The organism is Streptomyces sp. NPDC031474, from assembly GCF_055581185.1.
The window spans coordinates 379,581-395,614 of sequence record NZ_JBVIJX010000009.1 but is presented as its reverse complement, the minus strand read 5'-3'; the positions used below and the strand labels follow the sequence as shown (position 1 = coordinate 395,614).

The following is a 16,034-nucleotide window of genomic DNA, read 5'->3' as shown; positions in this document are numbered from 1 at the left end:
TCCAGCATGGCCGCCATGTCGATCACCACCGAGTTCCTCAGGCGGCCCCTCATGACCGGGGCCGTGGCGGCCAGTTCACGGCGGCTGGCGCACGCGATGACCGAAGGCATCGGTCTGGAACGGGCCCGGATCGTTGCCGAACTCGGCCCGGGGACCGGGGTGTTCACCGATGCCATCCTCGCCCGGCTCGCGCCCGACGCACGGGTCGTCGCGGTCGAGCTCAACCCGGTGCTCGCGGCCCGGCTGTCGGACACCCGCCGTGACACACGGCTGACCGTGGTGCAGGGTTCGGCCGCCGAGCTGGCCGCCGCGGTGGGCGAACCGGTCGACGCGGTGGTCTCCGGGCTGCCGTGGACGGTCATGCCGAGGGAACAGCGCGGGCGCATCCTGGACGCCGTGACCGAAGTCCTCGCGCCCGGGGGCCGGTTCACCACCTTCGCGTATCTGCATGCGGCCTGGACTCCGCCCGCCCGTCACTTCACCGCCGAACTCGCCTGCCGTTTCGGCCGGTTGGAGCGTTCGAGGGTGGTGTGGCCGAACCTGCCGCCCGCCTTCGTGCACCGGGCCACCCGAAAGCCCTGACCCGAAGCAGACCCACGCGCGCGAGGGCCACGACCGGGGCCCCACCGCGCGCGTCGGCGCCGCGCCCCTGGGGAACCGCGCTCGCCGCTCCTAGCATGGGGGCCCATGGTTGCCAGCGCCGTGCACATACGGGCGGGACAAGGGACCGGCGGGTCCTGGGAGTTCGCCCTCGCCCTGCCCCATCCCCGGCTGCGGCCCGGGGTGATGAGTTATCGCGGGGTCCGGCTTGCGATGAATCGGCCCCGCCGACGGCTGGAGACGCCGATCGGGGCCTCGACCCTGCTGTTGGGGTTCGGGGAGCCCGTTCGCATCACGCGTGCGGGGCGGCCCCCGGACACGTTGGTGTCCCTGTACTGCGGGCCCACGACCACGCCGGCCGTGGGTGAGCACGGGGGGCGGATGTCGGGCATCGAGGTGTTGCTCGCGCCGTGGGCCGCGTTCACGCTGTTCGGCACCCCGCAGTACGAGCTCGTCAACCGCACCGTGGACCCGGACGAGTTGCCGCACGCCCTGGGCTCGCCCCTCGGTGAACTCGCCGGTGCGCTGGCCGCGTTGCCGAGCTGGGAGCGGCGGTTCGCGTTGCTCGACGAGGTGTTCGGCCGCTGGCAGCAGGCCGGGACGCCGTGTTCGCAGCGGGTGGCGCGGGCCTGGTCGCTGCTGGTGCGCACGGACGGCGTGATGCCGGTTCCGCGGCTGGCCGAGGAGGTCGGCTGGAGCGTACGGCAGCTGGAGAGCCGTTTCCGGGAGCAGATCGGCCTCGGCCCCAAGGCGGCGGCCCGCGTGCTGCGCCTGCAACGCGCCCGTCGGCTGCTCGCGCAGGGGCAGAGCGCGGCGGAGACCGCGGCGCTCTGCGGCTTCTACGACCAGGCCCATCTCAGCGGCGAGTTCAAGGCGATGACGGGATGCACCCCCAGGGAGTTCACGCAGGCCAGGCGGCTCCCCGCGGCGGTGTCGCCGGTGGCGGACCGGGTGAGCGGCGAGGCGACGAGTCTGGTCCTGCCGGCCCCGCACGACGATTGGTCCGGACCGGGTGCGCATTTTTCCAAGACCGGGCACGCCGGCTGAATACACGCTGGGGTCCTGCCAGTTGATCCGGTTGCTCCGGCTGCTCCGGGGGGACGGCGGGGAACGGGGTCGGGCCGGGCCTGTCGCAGCGGGGCCGGCCCGACCCCTGTCGACGGGCACCACGTACGCCTTTGCGTCACTCGTGTCACAAAAACCCCTTTCTCGTCACACATGTCCCGTGTACGCGGGTCTTGCGTCACACATGGTCAACAGCCACTTCCTCACCGTCACCGAGCGTCGTTCACGGGGCACAGGCTTGGTGATCGCCAGCGCGCGCCGGGCTCCCCCGGGCGGCCTCCCGGCCGCCGCCCCCTCGCGCGCAGGGAGGTGCAGCTCATGACCGACCGAAGGCTCTGGTCCTACAAAGAGATCGCGGCTCACATCAGGGTGCAGCCGGACACCGTACGGTCCTACCGCAAGCACGGACTGCTGCCCCCGCCCGACCGCGTCGAGGGCGGCAAGCCCTTCTGGTACGCCGACACCGTCCGCGCCTGGGTCGCCTCCCGGCCGGGCAACCGGGGCCGCAGACTCGACTGACCTCCACCGGGAGGACCCAGGGACGGCGGTCGGCCCTCAGCTCCACGGTTCGATGACCGTCACCCCCGCTCCGGGCGCCGTCCCCAGCGCCGCCAGCGCGTCCGGGGCGGCGCCCAGGGGGATCTTCGACGTCACCAGGAGGTCGGGGCGCAGCACCCCTGTGCGGACCAGCTCCAGCATCCGCGGGTAGGCGTGCGCGGCCATGCCGTGGCTGCCCAGGATCTCCAGTTCCAGGGCGATGGCGCGGGCCAGCGGGACGGGGGTCGTGCCGTCCGTCGAGGGAAGCAGGCCGACCTGGACGTGCCGGCCCCGGCGGCGCAGGCCGTTGACCGAGGCGGCGCTGGTGGCGGGGGAGCCGAGGGCGTCGAGGGAGAGGTGGGCGCCGCCTCCGGTCAGCTCGCGGACCGCCTCCGCCGTGTCCGGCACCCGCGCCCCGTCCACGCACCCCGCCGCGCCGAACTTCCGTGCCAGGTCCAGCGCCGTCGGGGAGACGTCCACGGCGATCACCCGCGCTCCCGAGGCCGCCGCGATCATCACCGCCGACAGGCCCACGCCCCCGCAGCCGTGCACCGCCACCCACTCCCCCGCGGCGACCCGGCCCTGCTGCACGACCCCCCGGAACGCGGTGGCGAACCGGCAGCCCAGGGAGGCGGCGGTGGCGTACGACAGGTCGTCGGGGATCGCGACGAGGTTCACGTCGGCGTGGTCCAGGGCCACGTACTGGGCGAAGGAGCCCCAGTGCGTGAAGCCGGGCTGGGTCTGGCGCTCGCACACCTGATGGTCGCCGGCGGCACAGGCGCCGCAGGTTCCGCAGGCGCACACGAAGGGGGCGGTGACCCTGTCACCGGGCTGCCACCCGCTGACGCGAGCGCCGACCGACTCGACCACGCCGGCGAGTTCGTGTCCCGGCACGTGCGGGAGTGCGATGTCCGGGTCGTGGCCCATCCAGCCGTGCCAGTCGCTGCGGCACAGACCGGTGGCTTCCACGCGCACGACCACGCCGTGGGGAGCCGGTCGGGGGTCGGGCAGGTCACGCACTTCGGCGGGTTCACCGTATTGCTCGAAGACCACCGCTCGCATCTGCGCTCCCATCGCCGTTCTCGTCCGCGGGTTCCGCCCGGTTGTTCGGGTACATCGTCGCCGGTCGCGCCCGTCGACACGGCCGACCCTCCTTGGGAAATACCCCCTAGGGGTATAGTGTTGGTTGACGGGAGGCCCTCAAAGAGCCCCCCGCCCCACCTGCCGCTACCGCCTGCGCAGCAACGAGGAGAACGACATGACCGCGCAAACCGACACCCCGGGCTCCGTCACCACCGTCTACAAGGTGAGCGGCATGAGCTGTGGCCACTGCGAGGGCGCCGTCTCCGGCGAGCTCTCCGAGCTCTCCGGGGTCACCTCGGTGCAGGCCGTCGCCTCGACCGGCGAGGTCACGGTCGTCTCCGTCGGCACGCTCGACGAGGAGGCCGTCCGCGCCGCCGTCGACGAGGCCGGCTTCGAGCTGGTCGGCCAGGCCTGAGGCACCCTCGACACCCCCCTTCCTCCACCCACCGGGCCGTGCCGACCAGCTGATACTGGTTCCGTACGGTCCGGTCCGCTTCCTGGAGTACGGACATGACCAGCACCGCCACCGCACAGACGCCGATAGCCGCTTCGACCTCCGAGGTCGAACTGCTCATCGGCGGGATGACCTGCGCCTCCTGCGCGGCCCGCGTCGAGAAGAAGCTCAACCGCATGGACGGCGTCACCGCGACGGTCAACTACGCGACGGAGAAGGCCAAGGTCAGCTACCCGGCGGGGATCCAGGTCGCCGAGCTGATCGCGACCGTCGTGAAGACCGGCTACACGGCCGAGGAGCCCGCGCCGGTGCGCGCGCCGGAACCGGTCCCCAACGACGCCCCACAGGATCCCGAACTCGCCTCCCTGCGGCACCGGCTGCTCGTCTGCGTGCTGCTCGCCGCGCCCGTCGTGCTGCTCGCGATGGTCCCGTCGCTGCAGTTCGACAACTGGCAGTGGCTCTCGCTGACGCTCGCGGCGCCCGCGGTCGTCTGGGGCGGCGGCCCGCTGCACAAGGCCGCCTGGACGAATCTGCGGCACGGCGCGGCCACCATGGACACGCTGGTCTCCGTCGGCACGCTGGCCGCGCTCGGCTGGTCGCTGTGGGCGCTGTTCTTCGGCGACGCGGGCATGCCCGGCATGCGCCACCCCTTCGAGCTCACGGTCTCCCGTACGGACGGCGCGTCGGCGATCTATCTGGAGGTCGCCGCCGGCGTCACCGCCTTCATCCTGCTCGGCCGCTACCTGGAGGCCCGCTCCAAGCGGCGCGCCGGGGCGGCCCTGCGGGCGCTGATGGAGCTGGGCGCGAAGGACGTGGCCGTACTGCGGGACGGCAGGGAAGTGCGGATTCCCGTCGACCGGCTGGCGGTCGGGGACCGGTTCGTGGTGCGGCCCGGGGAGAAGGTCGCCACCGACGGGACGGTCGTGGAGGGCGTGTCCGCCGTGGACGCCTCGATGCTGACCGGCGAGTCGGTGCCGGTCGACGTCGGACCGGGCGACGCCGTCACCGGGGCCACCGTGAACGCCGGCGGCCGGCTGGTCGTCGAGGCCGCCCGGATCGGCGCGGACACCCGGCTCGCGCGCATGGCGCAACTGGTCGAGGAGGCGCAGACCGGCAAGGCCGAGGTGCAGCGGCTGGCCGACCGGATCTCCGGGATCTTCGTGCCGGTGGTGCTGCTGATCGCGCTCGCCACCTTCGGCGGCTGGCTCGTCGCCACCGGTGACACGGCCGCCGCGTTCACCGCGGCCGTCGCCGTCCTGATCATCGCCTGCCCCTGCGCGCTCGGGCTCGCCACGCCGACCGCGCTCATGGTCGGCACCGGCCGCGGCGCGCAGCTCGGCATCCTGATCAAGGGCCCCGAGGTGCTGGAGTCCACGCGCCGCGTCGACACGGTCGTCCTCGACAAGACCGGGACCGTCACCACGGGACGCATGACGCTCCAGGACGTGACGGTCGTCGACGGCACCGACGAGCAGGAGCTGCTGCGGCTCGCGGGCGGCCTGGAGCACGCCTCCGAGCATCCGCTCGCGCGGGCGGTGGCGGCCGGCGCCGAGGAGCGGGTCGGGGAGCTGCCGGCGGCCGAGCGGTTCGAGAACGTGCCCGGGCGGGGTGTGCGGGGCCGGGTGGCGGGCCGGGAGGTCGCCGTGGGGCGCCTCTTCGAGACCGTCCCGGACGCGTTGGCGCGCGCCAAGGACGAGGCCGAGCGGGGCGGTCGTACGGCCGTCCTCGTGGGGTGGGACGGCGAGGCGCGCGGAGTGCTCGCGGTCGCCGACGCGGTGAAGGAGACCAGCGCGCAGGCGGTGCGGGAGCTGCGGGCGCTGGGGCTCACTCCGGTGCTGCTGACCGGGGACAACCGGGCGGTCGCGGAGGCGGTCGCCGAGGCCGTCGGGATCGATCGGGTGATCGCCGAGGTGCTGCCCGAGGACAAGGTCGACGTCGTGCGGGAGCTGCAGGGCGAAGGCCGGGTCGTCGCGATGGTCGGGGACGGGGTCAACGACGCGGCGGCGCTCGCCACCGCCGACCTGGGGCTGGCCATGGGGACGGGCACGGACGCGGCGATCGAGGCGAGCGACCTGACCCTGGTACGCGGGGATCTACGGGTGGCCGCTGACGCGATCCGGCTGTCCCGGCGGACCCTGACGACGATCAAGGGCAACCTGGTGTGGGCGTTCGGCTACAACGTGGCCGCGCTGCCGCTGGCCGCGGCCGGACTGCTGAACCCGATGATCGCGGGGGCGGCGATGGCGTTCTCGTCGGTTTTCGTCGTGACGAACAGCCTTCGGCTGCGCGCCTTCAAGTAACCGCGGAGTAACGAGTCGTACGACTAATACCGCGCCTTTAGGAGAGACCCCCTGGAGTCCTGCGCGAGCCTCACATAAGCTCTTCACAAGGCTCGCGCATCATCCTTACGCATGGGCCCCGATCGCTGTATCCGGTCTCTTGCGCATTTAACGGACATATGCAAGAGACACAGATCACAGTGATGCGAACGTAACCATCGAAGGGGCTCGAAGGTCTAAGTTGACGATGTCAGGAAGCGTCTTGGGGGGCGTGACCTGACATCTGGGGATGTCTTGGGGGACTTCCTCAGAGATGCGTTGCCGGGGCAGTACACCGGGAAGCTTTGAGCGGCCCTCCCAGCGTGCGCTGTCCCGGCAGATCGCACACAACGGTGGTACGGCGAGTTCTGCTCGTTCTGCTCACCGCAGGCACGACAACCGAAGATGGTTACGAAAACAGCGAATTCAGGCGCTGTCCTCACAACGCCCGGCCGGATCCCGTGGGGGGAATCCGCACCGGGACATGGGAAGGCGCCCTGGTCGTCGGCCCGTGGGGGGACTGGCGCCGGGGCGCCTTCCGTATGCCCGCACGCGGGAGCCCTTGAGACGGGCCGGCCGTCCCGGCCTCAGGGGCGCGGGGAACTGCGCGACCAGCCCCCACCCATCCGCACCCTGACACGCACCCCAGGACCCGCACATGCGACTGCCCGGGACGCAGATCCCGGGCAGTCGGAAAACCAAGTGACGGGCACCCCGTGACGCGGCGCCCCCAGCGGCAGGTGTCAGCGCTGCTCGACCGGCACGAAGTCGCGCTCCACCACGCCGGTGTAGATCTGGCGCGGGCGGCCGATGCGGGAGCCGGGCTCCTTGATCATCTCGTGCCACTGGGCGATCCAGCCCGGGAGGCGGCCCAGGGCGAAGAGGACCGTGAACATCTCGGTCGGGAAGCCCATGGCCCGGTAGATCAGGCCGGTGTAGAAGTCGACGTTCGGGTAGAGGTTGCGCGAGACGAAGTAGTCGTCGGAGAGCGCGTGCTCCTCCAGCTTCAGCGCGATGTCCAGCAGCTCGTCGGACTTGCCGAGGGCCGAGAGGACGTCGTGCGCCGCCGCCTTGATGATCTTCGCGCGCGGGTCGAAGGACTTGTACACCCGGTGGCCGAAGCCCATCAGGCGGACGCCCTCTTCCTTGTTCTTCACCTTGCGGATGAAGGAGTCGACGTCGCCGCCGTTCGCCTGGATGCCCTCCAGCATCTCCAGGACGGACTGGTTGGCGCCGCCGTGCAGCGGGCCCCACAGGGCGTTGATGCCGGCCGAGATCGACGCGAACATGTTCGCCTGCGAGGAGCCGACCAGGCGGACCGTGGACGTCGAACAGTTCTGCTCGTGGTCCGCGTGCAGGATCAGCAGCTTGTCGAGCGCCGAGACGACGACCGGGTCGGGGACGTACTCCTGCGCCGGCACCGAGAACGTCATGCGCAGGAAGTTCTCGACGTAGCCGAGGTCGTTGCGCGGGTAGACGAACGGGTGGCCGATCGACTTCTTGTAGGCGTACGCCGCGATCGTCGGAAGCTTGGCGAGCAGCCGGATCGTGGAGAGGTTGCGCTGCTTCTCGTCGAACGGGTTGTGGCTGTCCTGGTAGAACGTGGACAGCGCCGAGACGACCGACGACAGCATCGCCATCGGGTGCGCGTCGCGCGGGAAGCCGCGGTAGAAGTTCTTGACGTCCTCGTGCAGCAGGGTGTGCTGCGTGATGTCGTTCTTGAAGACGGTGAGCTCGTCGACGGTCGGCAGCTCGCCGTTGATCAGCAGGTAGGCGACCTCGAGGAAGGTCGAACGCTCGGCCAGCTGCTCGATCGGGTAGCCGCGGTACCGGAGGATGCCCTGTTCGCCGTCAAGGTAGGTGATGGCGGATTTATAGGCGGCGGTGTTGCCGTAGCCGCTGTCCAGGGTCACCAGACCAGTCTGGGCGCGAAGCTTCCCGATGTCGAAGCCCTTGTCGCCGACGGTGCTGTCGATCACCGGGTAGGTGTACTCGCCGTCGCCGTACCGCAGTACTACAGAGTTGTCGCTCACGTCATCCCTCACCGACGTTGTGCCTCTTCTTCGAGGTTGCCCTGACTGTCTCTACCATCCCCCATTTGGCGCAGGAGAGTGCACTCGGGGTCGACCATTGGGCTTATCGGCGGCACTCAGTGCCGCCAACTAGCCCATCCTGACGCCTTGGTCACGGTTGTGGAAGAGCCCTGTGACCTTTGTGACTCATTTGATCGATCATTTTTTGTGGCCACCGCTCATTGACCGGCCCCACCAGCCCACACCGACCCGACAAGCCCACCCCGACCCGCACAAGCCTCACTACCCGGCGCCCGCCCGCTCACTGCCCGGCGAGCCGGAAGTCCAGGGCCGTGCAGCGGCGGCCCGCGGACACCGTGCGCACCGCCTGGCCGATCGCCTTGCGTGACCCGACGAGCACGACCAGCTTCTTCGCGCGGGTGACGGCCGTATACAAAAGGTTCCGCTGGAGCATCATCCATGCTCCCGTGGTGACGGGGATCACCACGGCGGGATATTCACTTCCCTGTGAACGGTGGATCGTCACCGCGTACGCATGGGCCAGTTCGTCCAGTTCGTCGAACTCGTACGGAACCTCCTCGTCCTCGTCGGTCAGCACGGTGAGGCGTTGGTCGACCGGATCGAGCGAGGTGACCACGCCCACGGTGCCGTTGAAGACACCGTTCTTCCCCTTGTCGTAATTGTTGCGGATCTGGGTGACCTTGTCGCCGACGCGGAAGACCCGGCCGCCGAACCGCTTCTCGGGAACGTCGGGGCGGCCGGGCGTGACGGCCTGCTGGAGCAGGCCGTTGAGGGCGCCGGCGCCTGCCGGACCGCGGTGCATGGGCGCCAGGACCTGCACGTCCCGGCGCGGGTCGAGACCGAACTTGGCCGGAATGCGACGGGCCGCCACGTCCACCGTGAGGCGGCCCGCCTCCTCCGTGTCGTCCTCGACGAACAGGAAGAAGTCCTTCATGCCGTCAGTGACCGGATGCTGCCCGGCGTTGATCCGGTGCGCGTTGGTCACCACGCCCGACTGCTGGGCCTGGCGGAACACGCGCGTGAGGCGCACGGCCGGGACGGGGCTGCCGTCGGCGAGCAGGTCGCGCAGCACCTCGCCCGCGCCGACGCTGGGGAGCTGGTCGACGTCCCCGACGAAGAGCAGGTGCGCGCCCGGAGGCACGGCCTTGACCAGCTTGTTGGCCAGCAGCAGGTCCAGCATCGACGCCTCGTCGACGACCACCAGGTCGGCGTCCAGCGGGCGGTCGCGGTCGTAGGCGGCGTCGCCGCCGGGCTTGAGCTCCAGCAGACGGTGGACGGTGGAGGCCTCCGCGCCGGTCAGCTCGGCCAGGCGCTTGGCGGCGCGGCCGGTGGGGGCCGCCAGCACCACCTTGGCCTTCCTCGCGCGGGCCAGCTCCACGATCGACCGCACGGTGAAGGACTTGCCGCAGCCCGGGCCGCCGGTGAGCACGGCGACCTTCTCGGTCAGCGCCAGCCTGACGGCGGCCTCCTGCTCGGGCGCGAGCTCGGCCTTCGTACGGGTCCTCAGCCAGGCCAGCGCCTTGTCCCAGGCCACGTCACGGAAGGCCGGCATCCGGTCCTCGCCGGTGCGCAGCAGGCGCAACAGCTGGGCGGAGAGGGAGAGTTCGGCACGGTGGAAGGGGACCAGGTAGACGGCCGTGACGGGCTCCCCGCCGTCCGGCGCCGGGACCTTCTCCCGGACGACCCCGGGGTCCTCGCCCTCCTCCGGGGGAGTCGCGAGAGCGGCCAGGCACTCGATGACGAGGCCGGTGTCGACCTGCAGCAGCTTCACCGCGTCGGCGATCAGCCGCTCCTCGGGGAGGTAGCAGTGGCCCTGGTCGGTGGCCTGGGACAGCGCGTACTGCAGGCCCGCCTTGACGCGCTCCGGGCTGTCGTGCGGAATGCCGACGGACTGGGCGATCTTGTCGGCGGTCAGGAACCCGATGCCCCAGACGTCGGCCGCCAGCCGGTACGGCTGGTTCTTCACCACGGAGATGGAGGCGTCGCCGTACTTCTTGTAGATGCGCACGGCGATGGAGGTGGACACCTCGACGGTCTGGAGGAAGAGCATGACCTCCTTGATCGCCTTCTGTTCCTCCCAGGCGTCGGCGATCTTCTTGGTGCGCTTCGGGCCGAGGCCGGGCACCTCGATCAGGCGCTTCGGCTCCTCCTCGATGACCGTCAGGGTGTCCACGCCGAAGTGCTGCGTGATGCGGTCCGCGAAGACCGGGCCGATGCCCTTGACCAGGCCGGATCCCAGGTAGCGACGAATGCCCTGGACGGTGGCGGGCAGCACGGTCGTGTAGTTCTCGACGGTGAACTGCTTGCCGTACTGGGGGTGCGAGCCCCAGCGGCCCTCCATGCGCAGGGACTCCCCCACCTGCGCGCCGAGCAGCGCGCCGACGACCGTGAGAAGGTCGCCGGCGCCTCTGCCGGTGTCGACCCGGGCGACCGTGTAGCCGTTGTCCTCATTGGCGTACGTGATGCGTTCGAGCACGCCTTCGAGGGTGGCCAGTCGCCGTTCTCCCGCCTGGGAGGCCCCCGCCTGATCGGTCATGATCCGACGGTACCGCCCGGCACCGACAGGCCCGCCCCGCGGCCGATCCTGTCGGCGGCCGGAGGCTCGGTGCCGGGGGGCTCGGCGCCGGGAGTTCGGTCAGACCTGGTCGAGAATCACGCAGGTGCCGACCACATAGCCGGTGACACCGCTCCTCGTGACCTTCACCCAGCGCTTGCTGACGATGCCGCACTTCTCGTACGAGGAGGTGCCGAAGTAGTCCAAGCAGGACGCCGACGCGCTCGAACCCTTGTTGATCTGGGCGAGGGCCGTGCCGCTGGTGCTGGTCGTGGACCGAATGATCACGGTCTCGAGGGCCTTGGCCGTGCAGCCCGCCGCCGCCGCGGGGGTGGCGGCCACGAACGAGGTCCCGACCAGGGCGGCCGCACCCATGGACGCACCGAGTATCCGCCCAACGCGCATAACTGAAATCTCCCCTGTTGATTGGCACGGGCATGCCACCCGTGACGGACAGGGGAAGCCTAGATCGCTTCGCCGGGGCGTTCATCACGATCCGGTTTCAGCCACGCCTGAGGCTTGATTAACCCCCATGTAATCGATTCCAATCCTCCATACACGTCGATGTAATCGATTCCACAACTTCATGACGTTCATGAACCGAGTCCACGAGGAGGTGGAGCGGCGATGGCGAGCATCAAGGACGTCGCTGCCGAGGCGGGGGTCTCCGTCGCCACGGTGTCGCGCGTCCTGAACGACCATCCGTCGGTCAGCGAGGACGCACGCACGCGCGTGCTGACCGCCGTCGAGACGCTGGGCTACCGCCCGAACGCCGTCGCCCGGTCGCTGCGCACCGACCAGACCCGCACCCTCGGTCTGGTCATCAGCGACGTGATGAACCCTTACTTCACCGAGCTGGCCCGCTCCGTCGAGGAGGAGGCCCGCGCGCTCGGGTACAGCGTCATCATCGGCAACGCCGACGAGCGGCCCGACCTTCAGGACCATCACGTACGGACCCTGCTGGACCGCCGGATCGACGGCCTGCTGGTCTCCCCCACGGACGGCGGCTCCCCGCTGATGCTGGACGCCGCGCGCGCGGGGACGCCGATGGTGTTCGTCGACCGGTGGATCCCGGGCGTCGACGTGCCGGTCGTACGGGCCGACGGCCGGACCGCCGTGCGCGACCTCGTGGCGCATCTGCACGGGCTCGGGCACCGCAGGCTCGCCATCATCGCGGGCCCCGCCGCCACCACCACCGGCAGCGAGCGCGTGGAGGCCTTCCGGGCCGCCATGGCCGAGTACGGGCTTCCCCTCCCGGACGCCTACATAGGGCAGGGCGACTTCCAGGCCGAGAGCGGACGCCGGGTCACCGAGGGCTTCCTCGACCTGCCCGAGCCGCCCGAGGTCGTCTTCGCGGCCGACAACCTGATGGCACTGGGCGCACTGGACGCCGTACGCGCGCGTGGGCTGCGGGTTCCGCAGGATCTCGCGCTGGCCGCGTTCGACGACATCCCGTGGTTCGTGCACACCGATCCGCCGGTCACCGCCATCGCCCAGCCCACGGGCGAGCTGGGCCGGGCCGCCGTACGGGCCCTGGTCGACCGCATCGAGGGACGCCCCCCGCAGTCCGTCACCTTCGCCGCCCGTCTCGTCGTACGCCGCTCGTGCGGCGAGTCCCCCGTAACGAACAGGAGCCAGACGTGAGCAACGCGGACGAGTTGCTGCGCATCGAAGGCATACGCAAGTCCTTCCCCGGGGTGGTCGCGCTCGACGGCGTCGACTTCGACCTGCGCCGGGGCGAGGTGCATGTGCTGCTCGGTGAGAACGGCGCGGGCAAGAGCACCCTCATCAAGATGCTCTCCGGCGCCTACAGGCCCGACGCCGGGCGGATCCTGGCCGGCGGCGAGGAGGTGCGCATCCATGGCGCGCAGGACTCCGAGCGCCTCGGCATCGCCACCATCTACCAGGAGTTCAACCTCGTACCCGATCTGACGGTCGCCGAGAACATCTTCCTGGGACGGCAGCCGCGCCGCTTCGGGATGATCGACCGGAAGAAGATGGAGGCGGACGCCGCCGTCCTGCTGGAGCGGGTCGGGGTGAACGTGTCGCCCCGCGCGCGGGTGCGTGAACTCGGCATCGCCTGGCTGCAGATGGTCGAGATCGCCAAGGCGCTCAGCCTGAACGCGCGCGTGCTGATCATGGACGAGCCGACCGCCGTGCTGACCTCCGAGGAGGTCGAGAAACTCTTCGCCATCGTGCGCAGGCTGCGCGAGGACGGCGTCGGCATCGTCTTCATCACGCATCACCTGGAGGAGATCGCCGCCCTCGGCGACCGGGTCACGGTCATCCGGGACGGGAAGTCGGTCGGCCAGGTGCCCGCCTCGACGCCCGAGGACGAGCTCGTGCGGCTCATGGTGGGCCGCTCCATCGAGCAGCAGTATCCGAGGGAGCGCGCCGGGACGGGGGCCGCGCTGCTGTCCGTCGAGGGGCTGACGCGGGACGGCGTCTTCCACGACGTCAGCTTCGAGGTGCACGCCGGTGAGGTCGTCGGCATCGCCGGGCTCGTCGGCGCGGGCCGTACCGAAGTGGTACGGGCCGTGTTCGGGGCGGACCCGTACGACCGGGGAGCCGTGCGGGTCGGGGGCGACCGGCTGCCCGGGTATGACGTGCCGGCCGCGATGGCCGCCGGGATCGGGCTCGTGCCCGAGGACCGCAAGGGCCAGGGGCTGGTGCTCGACCAGTCGGTCGAGGAGAACCTCGGGCTCGTGACCATGCGGACCGCGACCCGTGGCGGACTCGTCGACCTCAAGGGCCAGCACGAGGCGGCGGCGCGGATCGCCGAACAGCTCGGCGTGCGGATGGCCGGGCTCGGCCAGCAGGTGCGCACCCTGTCCGGCGGCAACCAGCAGAAGGTCGTCATCGGCAAGTGGCTGCTGGCCGACACCAGGGTGCTGATCCTCGACGAGCCGACACGCGGCATCGACGTCGGCGCGAAGGTCGAGATCTACCAGCTGATCAACGAGCTGACGGCCGCCGGGGCCGCCGTCCTGATGATCTCCAGCGATCTGCCCGAGGTGCTCGGCATGAGCGACCGGGTGCTGGTGATGGCCCAGGGCCGGATCGCCGGCGAGCTGTCGGCGCAGGACGCGACCCAGGACGCCGTGATGGCCCTGGCCGTGAGCACCCCCAGCACTCCCGGCACCTCCAGTACCCCCGGCACCTCCAGTACCCCCGGCACCTCCAGTGCCACTGACACCCCTGACACCCCTGACACCCCTCCGACCACTGAAGTGGAGGCCGGCCGTGGCCGCTGACACGCATCTGAGCACGACGGGCGCCGGTGGCGGCGCCGCGGCGGTCCGCCGTCTGCTGCTCGACAACGGCGCGCTGACCGCGCTGATCGTCCTCGTCATCGCCATGTCGGCGCTGTCGGGCGACTTCCTGACCACGGACAACCTGCTCAACGTGGGTGTCCAGGCGGCCGTGACCGCCATCCTCGCCTTCGGCGTGACCTTCGTGATCGTCTCGGCGGGCATCGACCTGTCGGTCGGCTCGGTGGCGGCGCTGTCGGCGACCGTGCTGGCGTGGAGCGCCACGCAGCAGGGCGTGCCGGTGGTCATAGCGGTGGTCCTGGCCGTCGCCACCGGTGTCGCGGCCGGTCTGGTGAACGGTTTCCTCATCGCCTACGGCAAGCTGCCGCCGTTCATCGCGACGCTCGCGATGCTGTCGGTGGGGCGCGGTCTGTCGCTGGTGATCTCCGAGGGCTCGCCGATCGCCTTCCCCGACTCCGTCTCGCACCTCGGCGACACGCTCGGCGGCTGGCTGCCGGTGCCGGTGCTGGTCATGGTCGTCATGGGCCTGATCGCCGCGTTCGTGCTCGGCCGGACGTACATCGGCCGTTCGATGTACGCCATCGGCGGCAACGAGGAGGCGGCCCGCCTCTCCGGTCTGCGGGTGAAGCGGCAGAAGCTCGCGATCTACGCGCTGTCCGGTGTGTTCGCCGCCGCGGCGGGCATCGTGCTCGCCTCCCGGCTGTCCTCCGCGCAGCCGCAGGCGGCCGACGGCTACGAGCTGGACGCGATCGCCGCGGTCGTCATCGGCGGCGCCTCCCTCGCCGGGGGCACGGGCAAGGCGTCGGGCACCCTGATCGGCGCGCTGATCCTGGCGGTGCTGCGCAACGGCCTGAACCTGCTGTCCGTCTCCGCGTTCTGGCAGCAGGTCGTCATCGGTGTCGTCATCGCGCTGGCCGTGCTGCTCGACACCCTGCGCCGCAAGGCGGGGGCGAGCCCGGCGGCGGCCGGCGCCGGGGTCGGCATCGGCGGCGGCAAGGGGAAGCAGGCGGCGACGTACGGTCTCGCGGCCGTGGTCACCGTGGCGATCGTCGGCGCGACCTCCTTCCTGCACAGCGGCAGCTCGTCGACCGCGAACCCGAAGGTCGGGCTCGCCCTGTCCACCCTCAACAACCCGTTCTTCGTGCAGATCCAGTCGGGCGCGAAGGCCGAGGCGAAGAAGCTGGGCGTGGACCTGACCGTCACCGACGCGCAGAACGACGCCTCGCAGCAGGCCAACCAGCTGCAGAACTTCACCAGTTCCGGCTACGACTCCATCATCGTCAACCCGGTGGACTCGGACGCGGCGAGCAACTCGGTGAAGGCCGCCGACAAGGCGAAGATCCCGGTCATCGCGGTCGACCGGGGCGTCAACAAGGCCACGGTGGACGCGCTCGTCGCCTCCGACAACGTGGCGGGCGGCGAGCTCGCCGCCAAGACGGTCGCCGAGAAGCTGGGCGGCGCCGGCAAGATCGTGATTTTGCAGGGCCAGGCGGGCACGTCGGCGGCGCGGGAGCGGGCGGAAGGTTTCGCCAAGGGGCTGAAGGCCTACCCCGGCATCCAGGTCGTGGCCCAGCAGCCGGCCGACTTCGACCGCACCAAGGGACTCGACGTGATGTCGAACCTGCTCCAGGCCCACCCGGACGTCCAGGGCGTCATCGCCGCCAACGACGAGATGGCGCTCGGCGCGATCAAGGCGCTCGGCTCCAAGGCCGGCAAGTCGGTCCAGGTCGTCGGCTTCGACGGAACCCCCGACGGTCTCAAGGCCGTTGAACAGGGCACGCTGTACGCGTCCGTGGCGCAGCAGCCGTCCCAGCTGGGCAGGATCGCGGTGGACAACGCGCTGAAGGCGCTGCAGGGCAAGAAGGTCGAGCAGACGGTGAAGGTACCGGTGAAGGTGGTCACGAAGGAAAACGTGAACGGGTTCAGCGGCTGACATTCGGCGGGGGCGGGGGCCGGGCCGGGGGCCAGGGGCTGGCGTGCGGGTCCGGCGCCGGGGGTTCGGCGGCCGGGGTCCGGCGGCCGGGGTTCGGCGGCCGGGGGCCGGGGGCCGGGGGCCGGGTCCGGCACCGACCCCCGGGTCCGGCCTCCGGGACCGGC

Annotated in this window: 12 protein-coding genes; 8 read left to right on the top strand and 4 right to left on the bottom strand. The window is 70.9% G+C overall.

Annotated features, from left to right (window positions below; genetic code table 11):
- Nucleotides 1–15: 15 nt before the first annotated feature.
- The 3 genes from ACZ5SK_RS21190 to ACZ5SK_RS21180 all read left to right on the top strand — a co-directional run bounded on the left by ACZ5SK_RS21190 (nucleotide 16) and on the right by ACZ5SK_RS21180 (nucleotide 2,184).
- Nucleotides 16–582: a class I SAM-dependent methyltransferase gene (locus tag ACZ5SK_RS21190; protein WP_334579746.1), complete on the top strand. Its 567-nt coding sequence runs from the start codon at nucleotides 16–18 to the stop codon at nucleotides 580–582.
- A gap of 105 nt (nucleotides 583–687) precedes the next feature.
- The gene (locus tag ACZ5SK_RS21185; RefSeq protein WP_334579745.1) at nucleotides 688–1,647 is read left to right on the top strand and encodes a helix-turn-helix domain-containing protein; all 960 of its coding nucleotides are present in this window, start codon (nucleotides 688–690) and stop codon (nucleotides 1,645–1,647) included.
- 336 nt (nucleotides 1,648–1,983) lie between these two features.
- Nucleotides 1,984–2,184: a helix-turn-helix transcriptional regulator gene (locus ACZ5SK_RS21180; RefSeq protein ID WP_334579744.1), complete on the top strand. Its 201-nt coding sequence runs from the start codon at nucleotides 1,984–1,986 to the stop codon at nucleotides 2,182–2,184.
- Nucleotides 2,185–2,220: 36 nt separating this feature from the next.
- On the opposite strand, the gene ACZ5SK_RS21175 is transcribed toward ACZ5SK_RS21180, so the two are convergent.
- A complete protein-coding gene (locus ACZ5SK_RS21175) occupies nucleotides 2,221–3,264 on the bottom strand; it encodes a zinc-dependent alcohol dehydrogenase family protein (protein WP_361701136.1) in 1,044 nt (347 codons plus the stop codon).
- 196 nt (nucleotides 3,265–3,460) lie between these two features.
- Here ACZ5SK_RS21175 and ACZ5SK_RS21170 point away from each other — a divergent pair, with 196 nt between their 5' ends.
- Nucleotides 3,461–3,700 (top strand): heavy-metal-associated domain-containing protein, encoded by a 240-nt coding sequence (locus tag ACZ5SK_RS21170; RefSeq protein WP_334579742.1) that lies wholly within the window; start codon nucleotides 3,461–3,463, stop codon nucleotides 3,698–3,700.
- 95 nt (nucleotides 3,701–3,795) lie between these two features.
- The gene (locus ACZ5SK_RS21165) at nucleotides 3,796–6,039 is read left to right on the top strand and encodes a heavy metal translocating P-type ATPase (RefSeq protein ID WP_334579741.1); all 2,244 of its coding nucleotides are present in this window, start codon (nucleotides 3,796–3,798) and stop codon (nucleotides 6,037–6,039) included.
- Between the two features lie 761 nt (nucleotides 6,040–6,800).
- On the opposite strand, the gene ACZ5SK_RS21160 is transcribed toward ACZ5SK_RS21165, so the two are convergent.
- The 3 genes from ACZ5SK_RS21160 to ACZ5SK_RS21150 all read right to left on the bottom strand — a co-directional run bounded on the left by ACZ5SK_RS21160 (nucleotide 6,801) and on the right by ACZ5SK_RS21150 (nucleotide 11,040).
- Nucleotides 6,801–8,090 (bottom strand): citrate synthase, encoded by a 1,290-nt coding sequence (locus ACZ5SK_RS21160; RefSeq protein WP_319676980.1) that lies wholly within the window; start codon nucleotides 8,088–8,090, stop codon nucleotides 6,801–6,803.
- A 301-nt stretch (nucleotides 8,091–8,391) separates the two neighbouring features.
- Nucleotides 8,392–10,647 (bottom strand): SF1B family DNA helicase RecD2, encoded by a 2,256-nt coding sequence (gene recD2 / locus ACZ5SK_RS21155; protein WP_334579740.1) that lies wholly within the window; start codon nucleotides 10,645–10,647, stop codon nucleotides 8,392–8,394.
- Nucleotides 10,648–10,746: 99 nt separating this feature from the next.
- The gene (locus tag ACZ5SK_RS21150; protein ID WP_319676982.1) at nucleotides 10,747–11,040 is read right to left on the bottom strand and encodes a hypothetical protein; all 294 of its coding nucleotides are present in this window, start codon (nucleotides 11,038–11,040) and stop codon (nucleotides 10,747–10,749) included.
- A 252-nt stretch (nucleotides 11,041–11,292) separates the two neighbouring features.
- Here ACZ5SK_RS21150 and ACZ5SK_RS21145 point away from each other — a divergent pair, with 252 nt between their 5' ends.
- Genes ACZ5SK_RS21145 through ACZ5SK_RS21135 form a run of 3 tightly spaced genes read left to right on the top strand, consistent with a single transcriptional unit; the run spans nucleotide 11,293 to nucleotide 15,870 of the window.
- Nucleotides 11,293–12,309 (top strand): LacI family DNA-binding transcriptional regulator, encoded by a 1,017-nt coding sequence (locus ACZ5SK_RS21145; protein ID WP_361700693.1) that lies wholly within the window; start codon nucleotides 11,293–11,295, stop codon nucleotides 12,307–12,309.
- Nucleotides 12,306–13,919, top strand: coding sequence for a sugar ABC transporter ATP-binding protein (locus tag ACZ5SK_RS21140; RefSeq protein ID WP_361700696.1), 1,614 nt, complete (start codon nucleotides 12,306–12,308; stop codon nucleotides 13,917–13,919). Before ACZ5SK_RS21145 ends, ACZ5SK_RS21140 begins: the two co-directional genes overlap by 4 nt.
- Complete coding sequence (locus tag ACZ5SK_RS21135; RefSeq protein ID WP_334579737.1) at nucleotides 13,909–15,870, top strand: ABC transporter permease/substrate-binding protein; 1,962 nt, start codon at nucleotides 13,909–13,911, stop codon at nucleotides 15,868–15,870. Before ACZ5SK_RS21140 ends, ACZ5SK_RS21135 begins: the two co-directional genes overlap by 11 nt.
- The last annotated feature ends 164 nt before the right edge of the window (nucleotides 15,871–16,034 follow it).